The sequence below is a fragment of the Streptomyces sp. NPDC091412 genome, from assembly GCF_044756885.1.
In the GTDB taxonomy this organism is placed as follows: domain Bacteria; phylum Actinomycetota; class Actinomycetes; order Streptomycetales; family Streptomycetaceae; genus Streptomyces.
Genome location: NZ_JBIVTV010000015.1, coordinates 35,724 through 58,431, shown reverse-complemented (window position 1 = coordinate 58,431; position 22,708 = coordinate 35,724). Strand labels below are relative to the sequence as shown.

Annotated in this window: 20 protein-coding genes; 10 read left to right on the top strand and 10 right to left on the bottom strand. The window is 73.6% G+C overall.

Features of this window, described 5'->3' with window-relative positions; translation table 11 throughout:
- Nucleotides 1-16 precede the first annotated feature (16 nt).
- The 5 genes from folK to ACIQMV_RS28860 all read right to left on the bottom strand — a co-directional run bounded on the left by folK (nucleotide 17) and on the right by ACIQMV_RS28860 (nucleotide 4,626).
- On the bottom strand, nucleotides 17-628 hold the full coding sequence (gene folK / locus ACIQMV_RS28880) for a 2-amino-4-hydroxy-6-hydroxymethyldihydropteridine diphosphokinase (protein ID WP_402596277.1): 612 nt from the start codon (nucleotides 626-628) through the stop codon (nucleotides 17-19).
- The gene (gene folB, locus ACIQMV_RS28875) at nucleotides 625-984 is read right to left on the bottom strand and encodes a dihydroneopterin aldolase (RefSeq protein ID WP_141359598.1); all 360 of its coding nucleotides are present in this window, start codon (nucleotides 982-984) and stop codon (nucleotides 625-627) included. The genes folK and folB overlap by 4 nt, the downstream gene beginning before the upstream one ends.
- Nucleotides 985-1,232: 248 nt before the next feature.
- A complete protein-coding gene (locus ACIQMV_RS28870) occupies nucleotides 1,233-1,736 on the bottom strand; it encodes a nuclear transport factor 2 family protein (protein WP_402596276.1) in 504 nt (167 codons plus the stop codon).
- Entirely contained in the window at nucleotides 1,733-2,689 is a 957-nt protein-coding gene (gene folP / locus ACIQMV_RS28865; RefSeq protein WP_402596275.1) for a dihydropteroate synthase, read from the bottom strand. Before folP ends, ACIQMV_RS28870 begins: the two co-directional genes overlap by 4 nt.
- Before the next feature lie 101 nt (nucleotides 2,690-2,790).
- Nucleotides 2,791-4,626: a phosphatidylglycerol lysyltransferase domain-containing protein gene (locus ACIQMV_RS28860; RefSeq protein WP_402596274.1), complete on the bottom strand. Its 1,836-nt coding sequence runs from the start codon at nucleotides 4,624-4,626 to the stop codon at nucleotides 2,791-2,793.
- A 203-nt stretch (nucleotides 4,627-4,829) separates the two neighbouring features.
- Between ACIQMV_RS28860 and ACIQMV_RS28855 the strand changes: the two genes are divergently transcribed.
- Both ACIQMV_RS28855 and ACIQMV_RS28850 read left to right on the top strand, forming a co-directional pair.
- The gene (locus ACIQMV_RS28855) at nucleotides 4,830-5,957 is read left to right on the top strand and encodes an alpha/beta hydrolase (protein WP_402596273.1); all 1,128 of its coding nucleotides are present in this window, start codon (nucleotides 4,830-4,832) and stop codon (nucleotides 5,955-5,957) included.
- Between the two features lie 184 nt (nucleotides 5,958-6,141).
- A complete protein-coding gene (locus tag ACIQMV_RS28850) occupies nucleotides 6,142-7,590 on the top strand; it encodes a hypothetical protein (protein ID WP_402596272.1) in 1,449 nt (482 codons plus the stop codon).
- A 97-nt stretch (nucleotides 7,591-7,687) separates the two neighbouring features.
- Here the strand turns inward: ACIQMV_RS28850 and ACIQMV_RS28845 are convergent, their stop codons facing one another.
- Complete coding sequence (locus tag ACIQMV_RS28845; RefSeq protein WP_402596340.1) at nucleotides 7,688-9,025, bottom strand: PH domain-containing protein; 1,338 nt, start codon at nucleotides 9,023-9,025, stop codon at nucleotides 7,688-7,690.
- Between the two features lie 98 nt (nucleotides 9,026-9,123).
- Nucleotides 9,124-9,630 (bottom strand): PH domain-containing protein, encoded by a 507-nt coding sequence (locus ACIQMV_RS28840; protein ID WP_402596271.1) that lies wholly within the window; start codon nucleotides 9,628-9,630, stop codon nucleotides 9,124-9,126.
- A 31-nt stretch (nucleotides 9,631-9,661) separates the two neighbouring features.
- Here ACIQMV_RS28840 and ACIQMV_RS28835 point away from each other — a divergent pair, with 31 nt between their 5' ends.
- Nucleotides 9,662-10,813 carry an NADH-quinone oxidoreductase subunit D gene (locus ACIQMV_RS28835; protein WP_401776408.1) on the top strand — a complete coding sequence of 384 codons (1,152 nt, stop codon included), beginning with the start codon at nucleotides 9,662-9,664 and terminating at the stop codon, nucleotides 10,811-10,813.
- On the opposite strand, the gene ACIQMV_RS28830 is transcribed toward ACIQMV_RS28835, so the two are convergent.
- Complete coding sequence (locus ACIQMV_RS28830) at nucleotides 10,778-11,887, bottom strand: SAM-dependent methyltransferase (protein WP_402596270.1); 1,110 nt, start codon at nucleotides 11,885-11,887, stop codon at nucleotides 10,778-10,780. The genes ACIQMV_RS28835 and ACIQMV_RS28830 overlap by 36 nt on opposite strands.
- A 138-nt stretch (nucleotides 11,888-12,025) precedes the next feature.
- On the opposite strand from ACIQMV_RS28830, the gene ACIQMV_RS28825 reads away from it, so the two are divergent.
- The 3 genes from ACIQMV_RS28825 (at nucleotide 12,026) to ACIQMV_RS28815 (ending at nucleotide 14,700) form a co-directional block, all read left to right on the top strand.
- Nucleotides 12,026-13,231, top strand: a complete 1,206-nt coding sequence (locus tag ACIQMV_RS28825; protein WP_402596269.1) for a sensor histidine kinase — start codon at nucleotides 12,026-12,028, stop codon at nucleotides 13,229-13,231.
- Nucleotides 13,232-13,327: 96 nt separating this feature from the next.
- A complete protein-coding gene (locus ACIQMV_RS28820; RefSeq protein ID WP_141359589.1) occupies nucleotides 13,328-13,999 on the top strand; it encodes a response regulator transcription factor in 672 nt (223 codons plus the stop codon).
- A gap of 32 nt (nucleotides 14,000-14,031) precedes the next feature.
- Nucleotides 14,032-14,700, top strand: coding sequence for an AAA family ATPase (locus ACIQMV_RS28815; protein ID WP_402596268.1), 669 nt, complete (start codon nucleotides 14,032-14,034; stop codon nucleotides 14,698-14,700).
- A gap of 51 nt (nucleotides 14,701-14,751) precedes the next feature.
- Here the strand turns inward: ACIQMV_RS28815 and ACIQMV_RS28810 are convergent, their stop codons facing one another.
- Nucleotides 14,752-15,858 (bottom strand): DUF5937 family protein, encoded by a 1,107-nt coding sequence (locus ACIQMV_RS28810; RefSeq protein ID WP_402596267.1) that lies wholly within the window; start codon nucleotides 15,856-15,858, stop codon nucleotides 14,752-14,754.
- A gap of 785 nt (nucleotides 15,859-16,643) precedes the next feature.
- Nucleotides 16,644-17,849 carry a threonine aldolase family protein gene (locus ACIQMV_RS28805; protein WP_402596266.1) on the bottom strand — a complete coding sequence of 402 codons (1,206 nt, stop codon included), beginning with the start codon at nucleotides 17,847-17,849 and terminating at the stop codon, nucleotides 16,644-16,646.
- Nucleotides 17,850-18,046: 197 nt separating this feature from the next.
- Here ACIQMV_RS28805 and ACIQMV_RS28800 point away from each other — a divergent pair, with 197 nt between their 5' ends.
- The 4 genes from ACIQMV_RS28800 to nadC are packed head-to-tail and all read left to right on the top strand — an operon-like array spanning nucleotide 18,047 to nucleotide 22,708.
- The gene (locus ACIQMV_RS28800) at nucleotides 18,047-18,979 is read left to right on the top strand and encodes a Rossmann-like and DUF2520 domain-containing protein (protein ID WP_402596265.1); all 933 of its coding nucleotides are present in this window, start codon (nucleotides 18,047-18,049) and stop codon (nucleotides 18,977-18,979) included.
- 8 nt (nucleotides 18,980-18,987) lie between these two features.
- Nucleotides 18,988-19,998, top strand: coding sequence for a pantoate--beta-alanine ligase (gene panC / locus ACIQMV_RS28795; RefSeq protein ID WP_141366382.1), 1,011 nt, complete (start codon nucleotides 18,988-18,990; stop codon nucleotides 19,996-19,998).
- Nucleotides 19,995-21,725 (top strand): L-aspartate oxidase, encoded by a 1,731-nt coding sequence (locus ACIQMV_RS28790; RefSeq protein ID WP_402596264.1) that lies wholly within the window; start codon nucleotides 19,995-19,997, stop codon nucleotides 21,723-21,725. Before panC ends, ACIQMV_RS28790 begins: the two co-directional genes overlap by 4 nt.
- A 5-nt stretch (nucleotides 21,726-21,730) precedes the next feature.
- The gene (gene nadC / locus ACIQMV_RS28785) at nucleotides 21,731-22,708 is read left to right on the top strand and encodes a carboxylating nicotinate-nucleotide diphosphorylase (RefSeq protein ID WP_141359583.1); all 978 of its coding nucleotides are present in this window, start codon (nucleotides 21,731-21,733) and stop codon (nucleotides 22,706-22,708) included.

Here is a 22,708-nt window from a genome sequence, read left to right as displayed (position 1 = left end):
GCCCTGACCTTAACGACTACTCGGGCAGCCGGAGTTCCAGGTCCGCCCGGGGCGCGACGCCCTCCCGGGTGAGCGCGGTCAGCAGATCGGCCACCGCGCCCCGGCCCGGGAGCTGCGCGTCCGGGTCCACGTCGTACCACGGGGCGAGGACGAAGGCGCGTTCGTGGGCGCGCGGGTGAGGGAGCGTGAGGAGCGGATCGTCGGAGACGGTCTCCGCGTGGGCGACGATGTCGACGTCGATGGTGCGCGGCCCCCAGCGCTCGTCGCGGACCCGGTTGAAGGCCTCCTCGATGGCGTGGGCGCGCTCCAGCAGCGAGGACGGCGGCAGCGTGGTCTTGAGGATCACCACCGCGTTGAAGTACGACGGCTGGCTGCCGGGCTCGACGCCCCACGGCTCCGTCTCGTAGACCGGGGAGACGGCCTTGACGCGGACGCCGGGCGTGTCCTCCAGGGCGTCGACGGCCCCCTGGAGGGTCTCCAGGCGGTTGCCGAGGTTGGAGCCGATCGAGATCACGGCACGCTTGGGGTTCTGCAGAGTGGTGTCCGCGGCGTCGACCTTCTCGACGACCGAGGCGGGCACCGGCTGCACGGTCGGGTCGGTGGGCCCTTTGGTGAAAGGCGCGTTCATACTCGGCTCCGGGTGATGGTGACGGTCACGTCGTCGAAGGGAACGGTGATCGGGGCGTCCGGCTTGTGGACGCAGACCTCGACCTCCAGGACCCCGTCGTGCTTCAGACAGACCTGGGCGATGCGCTCGGCGAGCGTTTCGATGAGGTTCACGGGCTCGCCCTCCACCACGGCCACGACCTCCTCGGCCACGATTCCGTAGTGCACGGTCTTCGCCAGGTCGTCGTCGGCCGCGGCCGGCCGGGTGTCGACTCCCAGGACGATGTCCACGAGGAAGGTCTGGCCCTCCTCGCGTTCCTTGGGGAACACACCGTGGTGCCCGCGGGCCCTCAGGCCGCGCAGCGCGACACGATCCACGCGAATCACTCCTGCAATCGTCGGCGGCGACCGGTCCCTGCCGCGTGCGGGCGGCACACCGGCCTGGCACGAATCTACCTGCGGGCACTGACGGAGCCGGGCCGCGGGGAGGCGGGGCGAGCCGGGCCCGGCAGGTTTCACCGTGTGTTTCCCCTGGAGAACCCGGTTGCTCACGGACCGGTGGGCGGCCCTTTTCCCGAAGTCCGTGATTCCGGCCACTCCGCGTTCCTGCTTCAGCGCCTACCCACTCAGGCGGGCGTGTCGTCGTCCTCGGCACCGTCGTTTTCGGCCAGAACGGGAGAGGCGTGGTGGGACCAGAGTTTCCAACCGAGACCAGTGCGACGGAACACGTTGGTGGCGACGACGAGCTGTCCCACCAGCGGGCCGAGCTCGCCGCCGGCCGCGGGGGCGGGGCCGCCGCTGAGGATGTTCTCGGTGCAGGTCACCAGAGCGGTGTTGCCGGTCACCGAGACGTGCACATCGGTGAGGAAGAACTGGATGTAGTCGGTGTTCGCCATGATCAGCGCGTAGGAGCGCAGCACCTCGCCGCGTCCCGTGAGGACCGGCCAGCCGGGGTGCACGCACGAGATCACGCCGGTGTCGGCGGGGTCGTGGTACTCCTCGTCGACACCCAGGTCGGAGGGGGTGAGCCAGAGCGCGGACAACTCCTCGAAGTCACCCCGCTCCATGGCCTCGTAGTAGGCGGTGTTGGCCGCCTCCACCAGCTCGACGTCGGTGTGGGGCGCGCTCACCGGTCTCCTTCGGCGGGGCCCTGCGCACCGCGTCTGCCGTCCGCCTCCCCGTCGTCGGAGGGGTGCGCCCGGTCCTCCGGTGTGCTCGCGGGGGTGCGTGCCTCTTCCACGGCGCGGGCGACGCGTACCGCGTCCGCCGTCGCGCGGACCTCGTGGACGCGCACGGCCCAGGCGCCGGCGTGCGCGGCGAGGGCGGAGACGGCGGCGGTGGCGGCGTCGCGCTCGCGCGCGGGCGGGGGCGCGCCCTCCGGGCCTGCCAGCACCCGCCCGAGGAACCGCTTGCGGGAGGCGGCGACCAGGACGGGGTGGCCGAGCCCGCGCAGGCGGTCGAGGTGGGCCAGGAGCGTGAGGTCGTGCCCGGCCTCCTTGGAGAAGCCGAGACCGGGGTCGACGACGATGCGGTCGGCGGCGATCCCGCCCTCCAGGACGGCCTCCACGCGCGCGTGCAGCTCGTCGACGACCTCGGAGACGACGTCCTCGTACACCCCGCTGACGTTGCCGCCCTCCAGGAAGCCGCGCCAGTGCATCACGACGAAGGGGGCGCCCGCCTCCGCGACCACGGGGATCATGGCGGGGTCCGCGAGGCCGCCGCTGACGTCGTTGACGAGGGCGGCACCGGCCGCGAGGGCCTGTTCGGCGACGCGGGCGCGCATGGTGTCGACGGAGATCGTGACACCCTCGGCGGCGAGGCCGCGCACCACGGGGATGACGCGCCGCAGTTCCTCGTCCTCGTCCACGCGGGTGGCGCCGGGCCGGGTGGACTCGCCGCCGACGTCGATCAGGTCCGCGCCCTGGGCGACCAGGTCCAGGCCGTGCTTGACGGCGGTGGTCGTGTCGAACCAGCGGCCTCCGTCGGAGAAGGAGTCGGGGGTCACGTTCACGACCCCCATGACCGCGCACCGGCCCCACGCCGGAAGGCCCGCCACGCGGCCGCGCCCGCTGAAGTTGCTCATACGTTCAGCGTAGGCCCCGTCCCTGCCCCCCTCGTGCCGTGGCCCGGGCGGAGCCTCCCTGTGCTGGAGGGGGCGGGAGGTCCGCCCGGGCCGGTCGGGGGTCATGCCGCGCGCACGTCCCCTTCCGCCACCGAGTGCGCGCAGGCGCTCCGGGCGGCGGAGCGGCGGCGCAGGAAGCGCGGCAGCGGCAGAGCGAGGTCGACGAAGCCCTCGGCCTGCATGGCGGCGAAGCCGATGCGGGGCAGGTCCGAGGAGGCGCGGTAGACGACGAACCGCGGCTCCCAGCGGGGCTGGAACTTGGCGTTGAACTTGTACAGCGACTCGATCTGGAACCAGCGGGAGAGGAAGACCAGCAGCCCGCGCCAGGCGCGCAGCACCGGGCCCGCGCCGATCTTCTCGCCCCGCGCCAGCGCCGAGCGGAACATCGCGAAGTTCAGCGATATGCGGGTGATGCCGAACTTCGGGGCGGCCTGGAGCGCCGCCACGATCAGCAGTTCGTTCATGCCGGGGTCGGCCGAGCGGTCGCGCCGCATCAGGTCCAGGGACACGCCGTCCCCGCCCCACGGCACGAAGTGCAGGATCGCCTTCAGATCGCCGTACTCGCCCGGCTCCTCGTCCTGCTTGTGGGCGGTGGCGATGAGGCACTCGCCGTCGGCCGGGTCGCCGATCCGGCCGAGCGCCATGGAGAAGCCGCGTTCGGTGTCGGTGCCGCGCCAGTCCTCGGCGGCCCGCCGGACCCGCTCCAGCTCGGTGCCGCCGAGGTCACGGATGCGCCGCACCCGGGTTTCGTAGCCGGCTCGCTCGATGCGCTTGACCATCTGGCGGACGTTGCGCATCGCGCGTCCGGCGAGCGAGAAATCCGCGACGTCGACCACCGCCTCGTCGCCCAGTTCCAGGGCGTCCAGACCGGTCTCCCGGGTCCATACCTCGCCGCCGGTCTCGGAGCAGCCCATCACGGCGGGCGTCCAGGAGTGGGCCTTGGCCTCGTCCATGAAGCGCTCGATGGCACCCGGCCAGGCCTCGACGTCGCCGATGGGGTCGCCGCTGGCGAGCATCACGCCGGAGACGACGCGGTACGTCACCGCCGCCTTGCCGCTGGGGGAGAACACGACCGCCTTGTCGCGGCGCAGCGCGAAGTGGCCGAGGGAGTCGCGGCCGCCGTGCCGGTCCAGCAGCTCACGCAGCCGGGTCTCGTCCTCCTCGGTCAGACGCGCCGCCGGGTGCTCGGGCCGGAAGGCCAGATAGACGGTGGTGACGGCGGTGAGCCAGCCGAGAGCGCCGAGGGAGAAGGCGACGGTCCAGGAGGTGTTGCCCTGGTAGTCCACCGGGCCCTCGAAGCCGATCAGGCCGTAGACGACATGGGTGAGCCGGTCCGCCACGCTGGGGTCGCCGACCATGCGGTGCGTGTGCACGCTGACGATGATCAGGCCCAGGGCCAGTGAGCCGGCGCTCATGAGGACGAAGTTGGCCAGCGCCCGCCAGCGGCTGCGCGGGTCCGGCAGCGCGGCGAACTCGCCGCGGTGGATCAGCAGCGGCGCGAGCAGCGCCAGCGAGATGACCACCCCGACGATCGAGTGCCGGTAGACGAACTCCGCCGCCGCACCGGCCGGCAGCAGGACCACCGCCGCGCGCCAGGCCCGGCGCTTGCGCCGTTTCAGGCCGTGCGCGAGCAGCAGCAACAGCACGCCCACGCTGAGCGAGAGCGCCGCGGCGAACGGGCCGAACGAGCCCGGCAGCACCTCGGCCAGGGCGTGCATGCGGCTGTGCCGGAAGCGCGGGAAGACCCCCGCGGCGATGTCCAGGAGACCGACGACCGCGCAGGCCCTGGCGACCAGCACGGGGACGGCCTCGGGGCGCGGGCCGCGGAGTATGCGCCGCACCCTGCTCGATCGGTCCGGAACCCCGTCCGACAATTCCCCATCTATCCTGACAGACATCGCATCCCGTAGTTCTGCGAGAGACCTTGAATCCGGTGCCGATCCGGGCATCCGGCGACATTGCGCCCTCTAGGACGGTGTCTCGGGGAGAGAGGTTCACTCCCCACCGGAAAGTCGGGTCAAAGGGCAGGGAAAGTCCAAGGCAAGCCCTCGCAAGGAAGCGTCGGCGGGCCCTGGGCGGGAAGCGCAGGCAGGAAAAGCCCATGGGTCTCATGAGCAACAAAGTGCTGGTACTGGCGATCCTCTGCGCCGTGCTGCTGTTCGTCGGCACGGTGTGGCTCTGGCCGCGTCTGGCCCACGGCACCTGGCGCGCGGTGACCGGACGCGTCGGCATTCTGCTGGCCACGCAGGTGGCGGTTTTCGCCTGCGCCGGACTCGCCGCCAACCAGGCCTTCGGTTTCTACGCCAGCTGGGCGGACCTGTTCGGGCAGGAGAACGCGCCCGGGGTTGTCATGAACAACTCGGCGCACGGCCGCACCGGCGGACCCCTCCAGGTGATCGGCACCCAGCATGTGCGGCTGGACAACGGCGACCGACCGGACGTCTCCGGCCAGATCCAGCAGGTCGCCATCGTGGGCCGTACGACGCACATCGCCTCGCCCGCGTTCGTCTACCTGCCCCCGGAGTACTTCCAGCCGCAGTACCGGACCCGTACCTTCCCGGCGGCCGTGGTCCTCACCGGCTACCCGGGCACCGCGCAGTCGCTGATCAGCAAGCTGCGCTACCCGCACACCGCGCAGGAACTCGCCAGGACCGGGCGGATGCAGCCGATGATCCTGGTGATGCTGCGGCCCACGGTGGCGCCGCCGCGTGACACGGAGTGCGTGGACATCCCGGGCGGCCCGCAGACCGAGTCGTTCTTCGCCAAGGATCTGCCGGACGCGGTTCTCGCGCACTACCGGGTCGGAAAGAAACCGGGCAGCTGGGGCATCGTCGGCGACTCCACGGGCGGTTACTGCGCGCTGAAACTCGCCCTGCATCATCCCGAGGTGTATGCCGCGGGCGCGGGCCTGTCCCCGTACTACAAGGCGCCCACCGACCCGACCACGGGTGATCTTTTTCAAGGGGACAGGAACCTTCGGAATCGTGCCGATCTGATGTGGAGCATCAAGCACCTGGCGGCGCCCGACACTTCGCTGCTCGTCACCAGCAGCAGGCTCGGCGAGACCAACTACAGGTCGACGCTCAGGTTCATCGACGCGGTGAAGGCGACGAACAGGACGCGGATCGCGTCCATCATCCTCGACAGCGGCGGCCACAACTTCAACACCTGGCGGCGCGAGATCCCCGCGACGTTGCAGTGGTTGAGCGACCTGCTCGGCGACCACTGAAAATGATCTTGTTGAAACGCCGGCGGAAGTGAAGGAAGGAGAGCGGGCCGGAGCGACGGAAGGCGAGGGGAGAAGCGGAGGAAAACGCGGCCGGAACTTCCGCTGTCACATGAAGGTTTCGTTATGGCTGTCTTTTTGCGGGGCGGCCCGGCATGATTCGCGTACGCGCGGTAAGTTTCTGGCCATGCCACGTGGACGTCACCGCCATTCCCCACCCCTGCACAGGCTGTTGCCTTCCTCGGCGATCGCCGGCGTCGCTGTCGTCTGCGCCCTTGGTCCCTGGGCGTTCACGGACGCGGTGGTGCTGCGGTTGCTCGCCGGGACCGCCGCGGTGACCGCTGTTCTCGGCGCGTTCGTCATGCGCCGCTGGGACGCGCAGGCCGGACGGCGGGTAGCCGACCTCACGCGCGCGCGTGCGAGCGACGAGTGGCGATTCGAGGAACGGGTCGCGGAACTCGAGACCGACCTCGAGGAATCGCGCGAACTGCGCGGCCGCCTCGAGCAGAAGCTGCGCGCCAGGCGCACGGAGCTCGCGGGGCTGCGCAACGAGCACGCGTCGCTGCTGCGGCGGTACGCCACGGCGGAGACCGAGCGCGCGAGCGCGCTGGAGGGCCGCCGCCTGCTGGAGATCGAGACCGACTCCGACATGCTCGCGCTGCCCGCCGCGCCGACGGCCGCTCCGGACGACGCGGGCACGGAGACGCACGAGTCCGCGGCCCCCGCGACCGGGCCCACCGAGGAGAAGCCGGGGGCCGCGGCCCCCGCCGTGTTCTCCCCGGAGGGGTCCGAGCTGTACCTGCGTGCCGAGGCCGCGCTGTCGCGGTTGGGCAAGGGCGGCGCCCGGGCGGCGCGGACGGACGAGGCCACGAAGACGGGCTCCTCCGAGGAAGCTGACTCGGCGTCGGAGACCGACCCGGTGCGGGAGACGGCCGTGACGGCGGACGGCGACGCCGACCCGGATCCCGCGCGGGAGACCGGGACGGGCGAGACGCCCGAGCATGCGGCCGCCACGCCCGAGCATGCGGCCGCCACGCCCGAGACGGCTGAGACGACCGAGGCGGCCGACCCGAGTGACCCCGCCGAGGTGACCGGGGTGGCTGAACCCGCCGGACCCGCCGGACCCGCCGGACCCGCCGGACCCGCCGGACCCGCCGGACCCGCCGGACCCGCCGGACCCGCCGGACCCGCCGGACCCGCCGACCCGGCCGAAGCTGCCGACCGGTCCACCGCCGCCGATTCGGGCGAGCAGGCCGCACCGGTCCCCTCCGCCACGGCGGTCGAGCCGGCCAAGGCCGCGCCGCAAACGCAACTGCCCTCCGGGCACTTCACCGTGCCGACCGCGGTGGCCGTCGTACCGGCCGCGCCCGCGCGGCGCCCGCTGGTCGAGGGCGGATTCGACTTCTTCGGCACGAAGAAGGAAGCGGCGGACACCGGGCCGGGCACCGTCCGGAACGACGGCCTCGCCGACGTGGTGGGCCAGGAGGCGCTCGCCCTGCACAAGGCGGAGGCCGAGTCCCAGTACAAGCCGGCCGACGCCGACGCGCCGGCCGCCGGCCGTCAGATCATCGACCTGACGGCCCACGACGAGACGGAACGGATCGACCTTCCGGGGTTGCGCACCGCGGCCTCCTGACGGCCGTCTCCCACGTCACACCGCGACGCCGGGCGCCCGCCCGGCGTCGCGCTCGTTTCATCCGCCGGCCCGCCATCCGCCGGCCCGCATCCGCCGGTCAGGTCATCCACCGGTCGGGTCGAGCGCTCCGGCGGCCCGTGCGCGACCTCTCCGCCTGGGCCCGCAGCAGTCGGGCCGCCTCCTGAGCGTCCCGCAGGCGGGCCGTCACGGTCTTGTCGGCCCCGTTGTCCACGTGCACGCCGGCGAGGCCCCACACGCGCTGCCAGGGCCCCTGCCGCAGCCGTACGCTCTGCACCTTCGCGTGCGGCACCAGCGCGAGCCGGCGCCGCAGCAGTCCGTGCCGCGCGGCGAACACCGCGTCGGTGACGGCGATCCCGTGCCCGCGCCACCACACCGGCGCGCACCACCGGGCGCGCCGCGGCGGCCGGAGCAGTTCGGTGGCCTGCGGCACCGTCACCCCGGGCAGGACCCGGGCGATCACCGACTCGGCGACCTCCCGCGGAGCGACCGGCAGCAGCACGGAGTTCGACGACCCGGCGACGTCCAGCTCGACCCGCACCCAGCCGCGCCGGCGCCACAGCAGCGGTTCCACGATCCGCACGGTCTGCACCCGCCCCGGCGGCACCGTCTCGTGCGTGCGGTCCAGCAGTCCCCGGTCGATCCGCAGCCCGTCGGGCGATTCGCTCACCTGCCAGTCGTACTCGGCGGCGAAGCGCCCCGCGCTGTTCGCCACGGCGCTGCCGAGCAGCGGCAGGAAGGTGGCGAGCACCGTCCACAGGCTGTGGGTGGCCAGCCACAGCAGCGGCGGTACGACGGCGGCGGCGACCAGCGATCCCCAGGTCGCGCCGGTCAGCAGCAGCGAGACGGCGATCACGCGCCCGGGTACGCGCACCAGCTCCCGCGCGGGTGCCTCGCCGACCTCGTGCGCCGTCTCGGGCGCGAACCCGGCTGCGCGCGCGAGCAGTTCGGCGCGCAGTGCCCGGGCCTCCTCCTCGCCGAGGAAGGCGAGTTCGTCCTTCTTGTCCGTCCCTACGACGTCGAGTTTCAGCTTGGCCACCCCCGCGACCCGTGCGAGCAGCGGCCGGGTGACGTCGACGGCCTGGATCCGCTCCAGCCGGATGTGCGCGGTGCGGCGGAAGAACAGCCCGGTACGGATGCGCAGTTCGGTGCCGGTCACCGCGAAGTGCGTGAACCACCAGGACAGGAAGCCGTAGAGGGCGGCCACGGGTATGACGACCGCGAGCCCGATCAGCAGCGTGGTCGTCGTCAGCCGCGTCAGGTGCCGCTGCGCCTGGTCGGGGTCGTGCACGGCCCAGCCCGTGAGCACGGCGACCGGCGCCCACGCCCGTCTCAGGGGCGTGACGGGATGCAGCCGCCGTTCGGTCACGGGCCGCCCGTCGCGCACGGCCGTGTCGCTCACGGCCTTCTCGGACATGTCCCCGTCGCTCACGGCCTCTTCGGGCACGGCTTCTTTGCGTAGGGCTTCTCCGCGTACGGCCTTTTCGCGTATGGCCTCTTCGTCCTCCGCCGCCGTCACAGCCCCGCCGATCGTGCCTCGCCGAGTTCGGTGAGCCGGTCGCGCAGCCGTTCCGCCTCGGCCGGGTCGAGGCCGGGGATGGTCGCGTCGGTCGCGGCGGCGGCCGTGTGCAGTTGCACGGTGGCCAGCCCGAAGTGCCGCTCGACGGGTCCGGAGGTGACCTCGACCAGCTGCATCCGCCCGTAGGGCACGACGGTCTCCCCGCGCCACAGCACACCCCGGCTGATCAGCAGGTCGTCGGCGCGCTCGGTGTACCGCCACGAGCGCCAGTTGCGGCCCAGCAGCACCCAGCCCCACGCCATCACCGCCAGCGGCAGCAGCGCGAACGCCGACCAGGCGGGACCGGCCAGCAGGCCCGGCAGCAGCCCCGCGGCCAGGGCGAACAGGCCCATCCACACCACCAGCAGCAGCCGGCGCATCCGCAGCAGGCCGCGCGGCAGCGCTCTCCAGGCCGGCTCGCCGTCGGCCGCCGCCCGTTCGTCCTCCGGGATCCCCGTTTCCATGGGGCAAGCGTACGTACGAGAGACTGTGTCCATGACTCCCACGAAGGAGACCACGGTCGGGATCGGCGGCGCCGCGGAGAGCACCGACATGGTGCTCAACATCGGGCCCCAGCACCCGTCCACGCACGGTGTTCTGCGGCTGAAGCTGGTGCTGGACGGCGAGCGCATCATCCGCGCCGAGCCGGTGATCGGCTATATGCACCGCGGCGCGGAGAAGCTGTTCGAGGCACGGGACTACCGCCAGATCATCATGCTGGCCAACCGCCACGACTGGCTGTCGGCCTTCTCGAACGAGCTGGGCGTGGTCCTCGCCGTGGAGCGGATGCTCGGCATGGAGGTGCCCCCGCGCGCGGTGTGGACGCGCACCCTGCTCGCCGAGCTGAACCGGGTGCTCAACCACCTGATGTTCCTCGGCTCCTACCCGCTGGAGCTGGGCGGCATCACCCCGGTCTTCTACGCGTTCCGGGAACGCGAGGTCCTCCAGAACGTCATGGAGGAGGTCTCCGGCGGCCGGATGCACTACATGTTCAACCGCGTCGGCGGCCTGAAGGAGGACCTGCCGGCCGGCTGGGCCACGCGCGCGCGTGCCGCGGTGGCCGCCGTGCGCTCGCGGATGGACGTCTTCGACGACCTGGTGCTCGGCAACGAGATCTTCCGGGGCCGCACCCGGGGCGTGGGCGTCCTCTCCCCGCGGGCCGTGCACGCCTACGGCGTGAGCGGTCCCATCGCGCGCGCCTCGGGCGTCGACTTCGACCTGCGCCGCGACGAGCCGTACCTGGCGTACGCGGAGGTGCAGGACACCCTGAAGGTGGTCACCCGGCAGGAGGGCGACTGCCTGGCCCGCTTCGAGTGCCTGCTGGAGCAGACCCACAACGCGCTGGACCTCGCCGACGCCTGTCTGGACCGGCTGGCCGAGCTGCCGCCCGGCCCGATCAACCAGCGGCTGCCGAAGGTCCTCAAGGCACCCGAGGGGCACACGTACGCGTGGACCGAGAACCCGCTCGGGATCAACGGCTACTACCTGGTCAGCAAGGGTGAGAAGACCCCGTACCGGCTCAAGCTGCGCTCGGCGTCGTACAACAACATCCAGGCGCTCACCGAGCTGCTGCCGGGCACGCTGGTGGCAGACATGGTGGCCATCCTGGGGTCAATGTTCTTCGTGGTCGGGGACATCGACAAGTAGGGCCGCCGCGTCCGCCTCCGCGAGGCCGACAGGCTGCACCAGCCAGCCGAAGTCGCCGAGCCCGCCCGCCGCGGTGAGTTCGGCGGCCTCCCCGGCGCGTGCGAGGGCGCGTACGTACTCCGAGGGGTGCGTGGAGGCGAGCGTGAGCGGGGGGCGTTCGCCGGTGATGCCCAGGGCGTGCAGGGCCTCGCGCTGGGTCAGCAGCCGGGCGCCCGGAGGCGCGCACGCGGCGCAGGCGTCCAGAGCGACGTGCGCTGTGATGTCGCACGAGCCGTCCGGCACGGGCGCCGTCTCCCGGCCTTCCCGGAAGCCGGTGAGCGTTCCGAAGGGCGGTCGCGCGCCGGCCGTGTGCGCGTAGTCGACGGCGACCGCGAGACCCCGCTCGACCCGCGAGACCGCGTCGGTCCAGGCGGTGTCGCGGGGCAGCCCGATCTCCGCGCGCAGACCCTGCTCGGCGGGCAGCGGCCACCACCGGGCCAGCCACCGCGCCTGCGCCCCCGACAGCGGCTCCCCGAGCCGTTCCGCGCCGTCACGCCGGACCAGGACCCGCCGGGGTACGCCCGCGGAGTCCACCTCCGCGACCTCCAGCGGCACGTTGTCCAGCCACTCGTTGGCGAACAGCAGCCCGGTGATCCCCCGCGGGGCCTGCCCCGACCATGCGATCCGGGCGTCCAGGCCCTCCGGCCGGGCGGCGATCTCGACCGCGTGCACGCGCGTGCGTGCCGCCACGTCCGCCGGGAGCGCGCCGAGCACGCCCGTGGCCAGCTCGCCCCGCCCGGCCGCCATGTCGACGAAGTCGAGCGCCGCCGGGCGGCCCAGCGCCACGTCGACCCGGCACAGCAGCCGCGCCACGGCCGCCGCGAACAGCGGCGAGGCGTGCACGGACGTACGGAAGTGACCGGCCGGGCCCTCGGGCCGCCGGTAGAAGCCGTCCGGCCCGTACAGGGCCTCCTCGGTCGCCGCCCGCCAGCCGTGCCACTCCCCGGCCCGGCCCTCCGCCGTGCTCTGCGCCGTAGTGCGCCGGGTGCTGCCGGCCGTGGTGCGCGCGGTGCTGCCCGCCGTGTCGTCCGCCACCCCGACAGACTAGGGTCCGTCCGGCGGAGCGAGGCGCACAAGTGATCACTGCCTCCACCTTGGGGAGTACGAGGGGCCCGTACGGATCGGCCCTTCGGTTGACCCCCACACCTGTGCCGCTTCCCTACTCTGGGTTACGTGCAGCGCCTCTATGACTTCCTCCGCAGGCACCCGATGTGGGTGGACGGCTCCTGGGCCCTCATCCTCCTCGGGCTTTCCGGCGTGAGCGTGTCGAGCATCAACGGGGCGCCCGGCCACCACGGTTCGGTCGGCGCGACCCTGGCGCTGTCCCTCGTGCTGTGCGTGGTCGTCGCACTGCGCCGCCGGGTGCCGGAGAAGATGCTGGTGCTGGCGGGCGCGGCGGGTGTGGCGCAGCTCGTCCTGGACGTCGAGACGATGGTCGCCAACTTCGCCATGCTGGTGATCATCTACACGGTCGCCGCGATAGGCGCCCGCTGGGCCTCCCGGTTCGCCCTGGCCGGCGGGCTGTGCGCGGCGACCCTCGCGCAGATGCGCTGGCCGCAGCACGACGCGAGCGCCCTGAGCAACGTCGCGATAGCCGTCTTCCAGACGGTGCCGTTCGCCCTCGCCTGGGTGCTCGGCGACTCCATGCGCACCCGCCGCGCCTACTTCGCGCAACTGGAGGAGCGCGCCGCCCGTCTGGAGAAGGAACGCGAGGCGCAGTCCAAGGTCGCGGTCGCCGCCGAACGCGCCCGGATCGCGCGTGAGCTGCACGACGTGGTCGCGCACAACGTGTCGGTGATGGTGGTGCAGGCCGACGGCGCCGCCTACGTCCTGGACGCCGCGCCCGACCAGGCCAAGAAGGCCCTGGAGACGATCTCCTCCACCGGTCGCCAGGCCCTCGCCGAGATGCGCCGCCTGCTGGGCGTGCTGCGCACCGGCGAGCACCAGGAGAGCGGCGAGTACGTGCCGCAGCCCGACGTCGACCAGATCGAGGACCTGGTCGAGCAGTGCCGGGGCTCCGGACTGCCCGTCGACTTCCGGATCGAGGGCACCCCGCGCCCGCTGCCCAGCGGGGTCGAGCTCACCGCGTACCGCATCGTGCAGGAGGCCCTCACGAACACCCGCAAGCACGGCGGACCCAACGCGGGCGCGAGCGTGCGTCTGGTCTACTTCGACGACGGCCTCGGACTGCTCGTCGAGGACGACGGCAAGGGCGCGCCGCACGAGCTGTACGAGGAGGGCGGCGCCGACGGCGAGGGGCACGGCCTGATCGGCATGCGCGAACGCGTCGGCATGGTCGGCGGCACCCTGGACGCGGGTCCGCGTCCCGGCGGAGGCTTCCGCATCAGCGCCCTGCTGCCGCTCAAACCGGTGCACTGACGCCGGCGCACACCCCGCGGACCCCGGTCACGCACCCGCCCGCCAGCCGACGACGAACGGACCCGAACCGCCGATGACGAACGGAAGAGGACCCCGATGACGATCCGCGTGATGCTCGTGGACGACCAGGTGCTGCTGCGCACGGGATTCCGGATGGTGCTCGCCGCCCAGCCGGACATGGAGGTCGTCGCGGAGGCGGGCGACGGTGTCGAGGCCCTCCAGGTGCTGCGCGCCACCGCCGTCGACGTGGTGCTGATGGACGTGCGCATGCCGAAGCTGGACGGTGTGGAGGCCACCCGCCGCATCTGCTCCGAGCCCGACCCGCCGAAGGTGCTCATCCTGACCACCTTCGACCTCGACGAGTACGCCTTCTCCGGGCTGAAGGCGGGTGCCTCCGGGTTCATGCTCAAGGACGTGCCGCCCGGCGACCTGCTCGCCGCGATCCGTTCCGTGCACAGCGGCGACGCCGTCGTCGCGCCCTCCACCACCCGCCGGCTGCTCGACCGGTTCGCCCCGATGCTGCCCACGGCCGGCAAGGAGCCCCAGCACAAGGAGCTCCAGCGGCTCACCGAGCGCGAGCGCGAGGTCATGGTCCTGGTCGCGCAGGGCCTGTCGAACGGCGAGATCGCCGCCCGGCTGGTGCTGTCCGAGGCGACGGTGAAGACCCACGTGGGCCGCATCCTGACCAAGCTGGGGCTGAGGGACCGGGTGCAGGTGGTGGTCCTGGCCTACGAGACGGGGCTCGTCCGGGCCGGCGGACACGGCTGAACGGCGTACGCGGCCGTCGGTAGGGTCTGCGCATGCTCCTGTGGATCAACGGCCCCTTCGGGGGCGGCAAGACACAGACCGCACACGAGATCCAGCGCCGTCTGCCCGGCAGCGTCGTCTGCGATCCCGAGCATGCCGGGTTCGGCCTGCGCCGCATGCTGCCACCCGGACTGCGCGCGGACTTCAGGGACTTGGTGGCCTGGCGGCAAGGGGTGGTGGAGGTCCTGGACCTGGCCCTCACCCGGCACGAGGGGGTCGTGATCGCCCCCATGACCGTCACGGACTCGGGTCAGTTCGCCGAGACCGTCGGGCGGCTGCGCGAACTGGACCACGACGTACGGCACTTCACGCTCCTCGCGGAACGCGAGACCGTTCTGAAGCGGCTGCGGGAGCGCGGGTTCGGTCACCTCGTCGGGCATGTCGCCGGGAAGAACTCCGGTCCGGGCCGGGAGAGCTGGGCCGTGCGGCAGCTCGACGACTGCCTCGAGCGGCTGCGCGAGCCGGAGTTCGCCGAGCACCTGTGGACCGACCACTCGACCGTGCCGAAGACCGCGGACCGGATCGCCGTCCTGGCCGGCCTGACGCTGCGGCCCAACACCGAGGGCCCGCTGCGGACACGGCTGCGGCAGGCGAAGGTCGGTGTCCGGCGCATCCGGTTCGACGGGCCCCGGCGCACGCCGGACTCCGGCTCAGCTGACTAGTGCTGTGGCCGGAAAGGTTTGCCGAGCCGGTGAACCTTTCCGGTCACAGCACTAGCGCAGCACGCCTTCGAGGAAGTCGCTGCCCAGCCGGGCGACCATCGCGACGTCCAGTTGGTGCAGCACGTACCGCCCCCGGCGCCGGGTGGTGACCAGGCCTGCCTTCTTCAGCAGGCTCAGGTGCCGGGATATCTCCGGCGCGGTCATGCCGTGCACCTGGGCCAGCTCGCTGGTGGTGAACGCGCTGCGGGCCAGGCTGCGGCACAGCCGCATCCGCACCGGGTGGGACAGGGCGGTCATCCGCAGGGTCAGCTGCTCCACCGAGGGCGGGGCGGCGAGCTCCGGGGAACCGACCGGGTAGTGCAGCACCGGCTGCCAGCCGTACCGGTGCAGCACCATCAGGTGGGGCCAGCCCAGGCTCGTCGGCACGAGCAGCAGGCCGCCCTCCGCCGTGGCCGTGCGGCCCTCGCCCAGCTTGTCGACGGTGATCCGGCAGCCCGCCTCGTCCAGCGTCACCGCCGGGGACACCGCCGCAAGGGCCTCGGCCAGGCCCTTGCGGCGCAGCAGCTCCGTCTTGTGCCGGGTGTCGGCCGCGAGCTGGTGGCGCAGCCGGGACCAGGTCTGCGCGAAGAACGCCTCGTCGCAGTCCTCGAGGAACTGCCGCAGCCAGGCCCTGATGCGCGGCGGGTCGGCCAGCAGCCGCTCGGTGAAGCGGACCTGCTGCGGCCCGCGCGCCGCGGCCAGCTCCACGGCGCGGCGGCGAAGACCGGCGTCGGCGAGCGGTCCCGGGCCCGGCAGGCCGTACGGCAGGGCGCAGGTGAACTCCAGGGCGGCGTCCACGAACTGCTCGTCGGACAGCTTGTCGAGGATGTCCAGTTCGTCGGCGAGCGTCGCGCCCGGGAGCGTGGAGCCGCCGGGCACGCCCGCGCACGGCAGGAAGAGGTCGGAGAACGTCGTCCGCCACAGGAAGTCCGCCTCGCACATCCGGTCGGCCAGGTGCGAGTCGAGCCGGGCGGTGACGCCGGTGACCCAGCCCTGCAGACCGGGGTGGTGTCCCGGCTCCGACAGCGCGTGCAGCGCCATGCAGAGCTCGGCCAGGGGCGCGGGCACGACGGCCACCCTCTCCGGCCGCAGCCCCGCGATATCGATCCGCACGCTCATGCCCCCATGGTGCCCGCCCCCACTGACAACACGTCCGCCCGCCGCCCAGAACCGCCCCGCCCACGCCCGGCCCGACCCCCACCGACGACCCCGGCGGCCCGCCCCGGCCCGGCACCCGCGCCTGCCCCGGCCGGCACCCGCGCCTGCCCCGCCCGCCGCCTGCGAGCGGCTGGTGGGGGGTGAACAGCAGGATTGCCGGGCCTGTACCGGCGCCTTGGCGCAGTCTTGGGACGCCTGGCGTGGCGGTTCCGCCGGCGCCCGCCGCCCCGACCGTCCGCCGACGCCGGGCCCTGCCCAGGGCCGACCGGCGACGCGGTGGCCCACCCACGCCGGACACTCGCGCCCTCCCACGCCGGGCCCGAGGGCGGCAAGTGGTGCGCGCGAGCCGAGGGACGGGCGGCGTTCTGGGCGGTGTCCCGGCACAGACCCGGAACGCCCGGCGTGGCGGAACGGCCCACGCCCGCCGCTTGTCTCCGGCCCGCCCGGCCCGCCCAACCCCGCCCCGTCGCCGCAGCCGTCGCCCGGCTCGCTGCCCGTGCCCAAGCCGCCCCGTCGCCGCAGCCGTCGTCCGTGCCGTGCCCAAGCCGCCCCGTCGCCGCAGCCGTCGTCCGTGCCGTGCCCAAGCCGCCCCCGCCGCCGCGGCCGCCGTCCGTGCCGCGCGCTGCCCGCGGTCGGCGCGCGCGGGTGGCACGTGGTGTGCGAGCCGAGGGACGAGCGGCGTTCCCCGTGGTGTACCGGGTGGTCGTCCGGACCGCGGGTGGACGCGGCTCGGTGGGGCTGGTGGGTTACTCGTCGAGCTCCTTGGGGAGGCGGGCGGTGAAGTCGGCGACCGCTCCTCGCACGTCGGCCGCGGTCCAGGCCAGGCCCTCGGCCCGGACGGAGACCTCGGTGCGGGCCAGGCGGGGGGCCGGGGCGTCCCAGCCGCCGGTGAAGAGCATCGTGCCCGTCTCCTCCGCGGTCCGGATCGCGGTCCGGGCGACCGCCTCGGCGTCGTACGGCAGCCAGACCTGGAACTCGTGGGTGTGCGGCTCGGCCGGGTGGACGTGGCTCCAGGGCAGCCCCGCCGCGGCGAACCCCTCGCGCAGCGCGGCGGCCACCACGCGCGCGTGCCGCACGTACTCCGGCAGCCGGGGCAGCTCCCGCTCCAGCCCGGCCAGTGCCGACAGCGCCGTCGGGAACTGCTGGAAGACGTTGCCGCCGTACCGGTGCCGCCAGGCCTTGGCCTCCTCCACCAGCTCCCGCGGCCCGGCGAGCGCCGCGCCGCCGTAACCGGCGAGGGACTTGTAGAACGACACGTACACGCTGTCGGCCAGGTCCGCGATCTCCTCCAGCGGCCGGCCGAAGTGCACGGTGGACTCCCACAGGCGCGCGCCGTCGAAGTGCACCACCGCGTCCCGCTCGCGTGCCGCGTCCACGAGCTCGAGGAGCTCCTCCCACGTGGGCAGCAGGAACCCGGCGTCCCTGAGGGGCAGTTCGAGCATCAGCGTCCCGAAGGGCTCGTCGAGGGTGCGCACCTCCTCGGCGGTCGGCTGGCGCGGCTCGCTCGTCACCCGCACCGGCCGCAGCCCGGCGACCTGGCTGAAGGCCTGCCTCTCGTGCACCTCGGGATGGGCCAGCGCGTGCAGCGCGACCGCCGGGTTGCCGGTGCGGCCCGCCCAGCAGCGCAGGGCCACCTGCTGGGCCATCGTGCCGGTCGGGAAGAAGGCGGCGGCCTCCTTGCCGAGCAGGCCGGCGACCTTCTCCTCCAGGGCCTCGACGACCCCGTTGCCGTACATGTCCGACGCCTCGTCGAGGTCGTACACCTCCCGCGCGCCGTCCAGCAGCGCCAGCCGCTCCCGGAGCGTCCCGAGGAACGCGGGGCGCGCCAGCACGCGCTCCGCGCTCCGGCACGCGGCCGCGCGCCGTTCCCGGAGCCGCTTGTGCCGCTCCCCGTCCGGGACCCGCTCTTCGGGCCGTACGTCTCGTGCGTCCTGCTCCGCCGTATCACTCATGTCCTGGATCATCGCGCGTCCGGGACACGGCGGTCACCCGCATTTCCCGCCCCGCGGCCCGTCGTCTCCCGCCCCGCGGCGCTGTGGGCCGACCCACAGCCTGAGGGCGACCGGACCGCCCCCGGAACCGATCGCGTTAACATGACGAGAAATCGTCCGGTACCCCGAGCGGACTGGAACGGGAAGGTCACCGTCGCGTGAGTAGTAGCCAACAACCAGACCCCAGGGACCGCCCCGCACGGCTCACCGTCGGCGTCGTCGGCGCCGGCCGGGTGGGCCCCGCCCTCGCCGCGTCCCTCCAGCTGGCCGGGCACCGCCCGGTGGCCGTCTCCGCGGTCTCCGACACCTCCAGGCGCCGTGCCGGGCTGATGCTCCCCGACGTGCCCATGGTGCCGCCCGCCGACGTGCTCGAGCGGTCCGACCTGGTGCTGCTGACCGTCCCCGACGACACCCTGCCCGGACTGGTCGCGGGCCTCGCCGAGACCGGCGCCGTACGGCCCGGGCAGCTGCTCGTGCACACCTCCGGGCGGTACGGCGCGAAGGTGCTGGACCCCGCCCTGCGCGCGGGCGCGCTGCCGCTGGCCCTGCACCCCGCGATGACCTTCACCGGCACGCCCGTGGACGTGCAGCGGCTGGCCGGCTGCTCCTTCGGCGTCACCGCCCCCGCGGAGCTGCGGCTGGCCGCCGAGGCCCTGGTCATCGAGATGGGCGGCGAGCCGGAGTGGATCGCCGAGGAGATGCGCCCGCTGTACCACGCGGCGCTCGCGCTCGGCGCCAACCACCTGGTCACGCTGGTCGCCCAGTCCATGGAGCTGCTGCGCGAGGCCGGCGTCGAGGCCCCCGACCATATGCTCGGCCCGCTGCTCGGCGCCGCCCTGGACAACGCCCTGCGCTCCGGCGACGCGGCCCTGACCGGACCGGTCGCGCGAGGGGACGCCGGCACGGTCGCCGCCCACGTCGCCGAACTGCGCCGGCACGCCCCGCAGACCGTCGCCGGCTACCTGGCGATGGCCCGCGCCACCGCCGACCGCGCGCTCGCTCACGGCCTGCTCAAGCCCGAGCTGGCCGAGGACCTGCTGGGGGTACTCGCCGGAGGCACGAACCTGCCCGAGAACGGGGAAGACCGATGAGCCGTCGCATGTTCGAACTCGCCCCCACGGTGGACGATCTGGAGTACGTGCGCGACCACTACGCGGTCCAGGGACGCACCGCCGTCGTCATGACCATGGGCGCCCTGCACGAGGGCCACGCCGCCCTGATCCGCGCGGCCCGCGAGCGCGTCGGCCGCAAGGGCTTCGTGATCGTCACCGTCTTCGTCAACCCGCTCCAGTTCGGCGCGGGCGAGGACCTCGACCGCTACCCGCGCACCCTGGAGGCCGACCTCAAGGTGGCCGAGCAGGCGGGCGCCGACGCCGTGTTCGCGCCGTCCGCCGAAGAGATCTATCCGGACGGCGAGCCGCAGGTCAGGATCACCGCAGGCCCCATGGGCGCACGCCTGGAGGGCGCCAGCCGGCCCGGGCACTTCGACGGCATGCTCACCGTCGTCGCCAAGCTGCTGCACCTCACCCGCCCCGACGTGGCCCTGTACGGGCAGAAGGACGCCCAGCAGCTCGCCCTGATCCGCCGCATGGTGCGCGACCTCGACATGGGTGTGGAGATCGTCGCCGTACCGACCGTGCGCGAGGACGACGGACTGGCCCTGTCCAGCCGCAACCGCTACCTCTCCCCGCAGGAGCGGTACACCGCCCTGGCCCTCTCCCAGGCCCTGTTCGCGGGCCGCGACCGGCACGCGGCCCAGGAGGCGCTGCGCGCGCGGGCCCGTGAGGTGCCCTCCACGCGTGCGCGTGCCGAGGCCCTGAGCGCCCTCGGGGAGTCCCGCGCGGCGGCCGACGCCGCGGCCGTCGCCAAGGCCTCCCCGGGCGCCGCGGCGGCCGTCCGCGCGGCCGCCCAGCTGGTCCTGGACGAGGCCGCGCGCCTCGACCCGCCGCTGGAACTCGACTACCTGGCCCTGGTCGACCCGTCCGACTTCACCGAGATCGGCGACGGCTTCACCGGCGAGGCCGTTCTCGCCGTCGCCGCGCGGGTCGGGGCGACCCGGCTGATCGACAACCTCCCGCTCACCTTCGGAACCCTGGGAGCCGCCTCGTGACCAGCACAGGCATACGACTGCACGCGCCCGCGCCCGGCTGGTCCATCGCGGCGGACGTCGTGGTCGTCGGCTCCGGCGTCGCCGGCCTCACCGCCGCCCTGCGCTGCGAGGCGGCCGGCTTGACGACCGTCGTCGTCACCAAGGCCCGCCTCGACGACGGCTCCACCCGCTGGGCCCAGGGCGGCATCGCCGCGGCCCTCGGCGAGGGCGACACCCCCGAGCAGCACCTGGACGACACCCTGGTGGCGGGCGCCGGCCTGTGCGACGAGGAGGCCGTACGGATCCTCGTCACCGAGGGCCCCGACGCCGTACGCCGGCTGATCTCCACCGGCGCGCACTTCGACACCGACGGCGAGGGCGGCATCCAGCTCACCCGCGAGGGCGGCCACCACCGCCGCCGGATCGCGCACGCGGGCGGCGACGCGACCGGTGCGGAGATCTCCCGCGCCCTCGTCGAGGCGGTACGCGCGCGTGGAGTGCACACCGTCGAGAACGCGCTCGTCCTGGACCTGCTCACGGACGCCGAGGGCCACACCGCGGGCGTGACCCTGCACGTCATGGGCGAGGGCCAGCACGACGGCGTGGGCGCCGTGCACGCGCCCGCGGTGGTCCTCGCGACCGGCGGCATGGGCCAGGTCTTCTCCGCGACCACCAACCCGTCCGTCTCCACCGGCGACGGCGTGGCGCTCGCCCTGCGCGCGGGCGCCGAGGTCTCCGACCTGGAGTTCGTGCAGTTCCACCCGACGGTGCTCTTCCTCGGCGCGGACGCGGAGGGCCAGCAGCCCCTCGTCTCCGAGGCGGTGCGCGGCGAGGGCGCCCACCTGGTCGACGGCGACGGCGTGCGCTTCATGACCGGGCAGCACGAGCTGGCCGAACTCGCGCCCCGGGACATCGTCGCCAAGGGCATCATGCGGCGGATGCAGGAGCAGGGCACCGAGCACATGTTCCTCGACGCCCGGCACTTCGGCGCCGACATGTGGGAGCACCGCTTCCCGACGATCCTGGCCGCCTGCCGTGCCCACGGCATCGACCCGGTCACCGAGCCCGTCCCGGTCGCGCCGGCCGCCCACTACGCCTCCGGAGGCGTGCGCACCGACTCCCGCGGCCGGACGACCGTGCCGGGCCTGTACGCGTGCGGTGAGGTGGCCTGCACCGGCGTGCACGGCGCCAACCGCCTCGCCTCCAACTCCCTCCTGGAGGGCCTGGTCTACGCCGAGAGCATCGCCGCCGACATCGCGCGGGAGCGGTCGGGGAACGGCCTGCACGCGCGCGTGCCGGAACCCGTTCCGTACACCGAGCGGCCCTCCCACCCCCTGCTCGCCCCCGAGACCCGATTCGCCATCCAGCGGATCATGACCGAGGGGGCGGGCGTGCTGCGGTCCGCCGCGTCGCTGGCCCGGGCCGCCGACCAACTGGAGCGGCTGCACGCCGAGGCCCGCTCGGCCCTGGAGGAGAACGGCAAGACCGCCGAGCCGGGCGTCGACACCTGGGAGGCCACGAACCTCATGTGCGTGGCCGGCGTCCTGGTCGCCGCCGCCCGGCTGCGCGAGGAGACCCGCGGCTGCCACTGGCGCGAGGACCGCGCCGAGCGGGACGACACCCACTGGCGCCGCCACATCGTCGTACGGCTGAACCCCGACGGCACATCCGCCGTGCACACCACGGACACCGCAGAGTTCCCCCCGACCCGCCCCGGGGCCCCGGCCCCGCGTCCTCTGGAGCAGTGACACAAGTGAGCAGCGAAGACCTTCCCCTCGCCCCGAGCGGCGGCTGCGGCGACGGCTGTGCCTGCGGCGCGGACGCCGACGAGGAGTACCTGGAGTGCGGGCTCGACCCCGCGCTCGCCCAGCTCCTGGCGGACGCCGGACTCGACCCCCTCGAGGTCGAGGACATCGCGAACGTCGCCATCCAGGAGGACCTCGACAACGGCGTGGACGTGACGACGGTCGCGACCATCCCCGAGGACGCCGTGGCCACGGGCGACTTCACCGCGCGCGAAGCGGGCGTGGTGGCCGGCCTCAGGGTCGCCGAGGCGGTGCTCTCGGTGGTCTGCACGGACGAGTTCGAGGTCGAGCGGCACGTCGAGGACGGCGACCGCGTCGAGGCCGGGCAGAAGCTGCTGTCGGTCACCACGCGCACGCGTGACCTGCTGACCGGCGAGCGCAGCGCGCTCAACCTGCTGTGCCGCCTGTCCGGCATCGCGACCGCCACGCGCGCCTGGGCGGACGCCCTGGAGGGCACCAAGGCGCGCGTGCGCGACACCCGCAAGACCACGCCGGGCCTCAGGTCGCTGGAGAAGTTCGCCGTCCGGTGCGGCGGCGGCGTGAACCACCGCATGTCGCTGTCGGACGCGGCCCTGGTCAAGGACAACCACGTGGTGGCGGCCGGCGGCGTGGGGCAGGCCTTCAAGGCCGTACGGGAGGCCTTCCCGGACGTGCCGATCGAGGTCGAGGTCGACACCCTGCACCAGCTGCGCGAGGTCGTGGACGCCGGCGCCGATCTGATCCTGCTGGACAACTTCACGCCCGGCGAGTGCGAGGAGGCCGTGGCCATCGTCGACGGCCGGGCACTGCTGGAGGCGTCGGGCCGACTGACTCTGGGGAACGCCGGGGCGTATGCCGAGACGGGCGTCGACTTCCTGGCCGTCGGGGCCCTGACCCACTCCTCGCCGATCCTGGACATCGGCCTGGACCTGCGCGAGGCGGAGTGA

Excerpts from the sequence above, each read along its gene's own strand:
- folK (WP_402596277.1), bottom strand. The coding sequence starts at position 628 with ATGAACGCGCCTTTCACCAAAGGGCCCACCGACCCGACCGTGCAGCCG.
- folP (WP_402596275.1), bottom strand. The coding sequence starts at position 2,689 with ATGAGCAACTTCAGCGGGCGCGGCCGCGTGGCGGGCCTTCCGGCGTGG.
- ACIQMV_RS28860 (WP_402596274.1), bottom strand. The coding sequence starts at position 4,626 with ATGTCTGTCAGGATAGATGGGGAATTGTCGGACGGGGTTCCGGACCGA.
- ACIQMV_RS28855 (WP_402596273.1), top strand. The coding sequence starts at position 4,830 with ATGGGTCTCATGAGCAACAAAGTGCTGGTACTGGCGATCCTCTGCGCC.
- ACIQMV_RS28850 (WP_402596272.1), top strand. The coding sequence starts at position 6,142 with ATGCCACGTGGACGTCACCGCCATTCCCCACCCCTGCACAGGCTGTTG.
- ACIQMV_RS28845 (WP_402596340.1), bottom strand. The coding sequence starts at position 9,025 with ATGTCCGAGAAGGCCGTGAGCGACACGGCCGTGCGCGACGGGCGGCCC.
- ACIQMV_RS28840 (WP_402596271.1), bottom strand. The coding sequence starts at position 9,630 with ATGGAAACGGGGATCCCGGAGGACGAACGGGCGGCGGCCGACGGCGAG.
- ACIQMV_RS28835 (WP_401776408.1), top strand. The coding sequence starts at position 9,662 with ATGACTCCCACGAAGGAGACCACGGTCGGGATCGGCGGCGCCGCGGAG.
- ACIQMV_RS28820 (WP_141359589.1), top strand. The coding sequence starts at position 13,328 with ATGACGATCCGCGTGATGCTCGTGGACGACCAGGTGCTGCTGCGCACG.
- ACIQMV_RS28815 (WP_402596268.1), top strand. The coding sequence starts at position 14,032 with ATGCTCCTGTGGATCAACGGCCCCTTCGGGGGCGGCAAGACACAGACC.
- ACIQMV_RS28810 (WP_402596267.1), bottom strand. The coding sequence starts at position 15,858 with ATGAGCGTGCGGATCGATATCGCGGGGCTGCGGCCGGAGAGGGTGGCC.
- ACIQMV_RS28805 (WP_402596266.1), bottom strand. The coding sequence starts at position 17,849 with ATGAGTGATACGGCGGAGCAGGACGCACGAGACGTACGGCCCGAAGAG.
- panC (WP_141366382.1), top strand. The coding sequence starts at position 18,988 with ATGTTCGAACTCGCCCCCACGGTGGACGATCTGGAGTACGTGCGCGAC.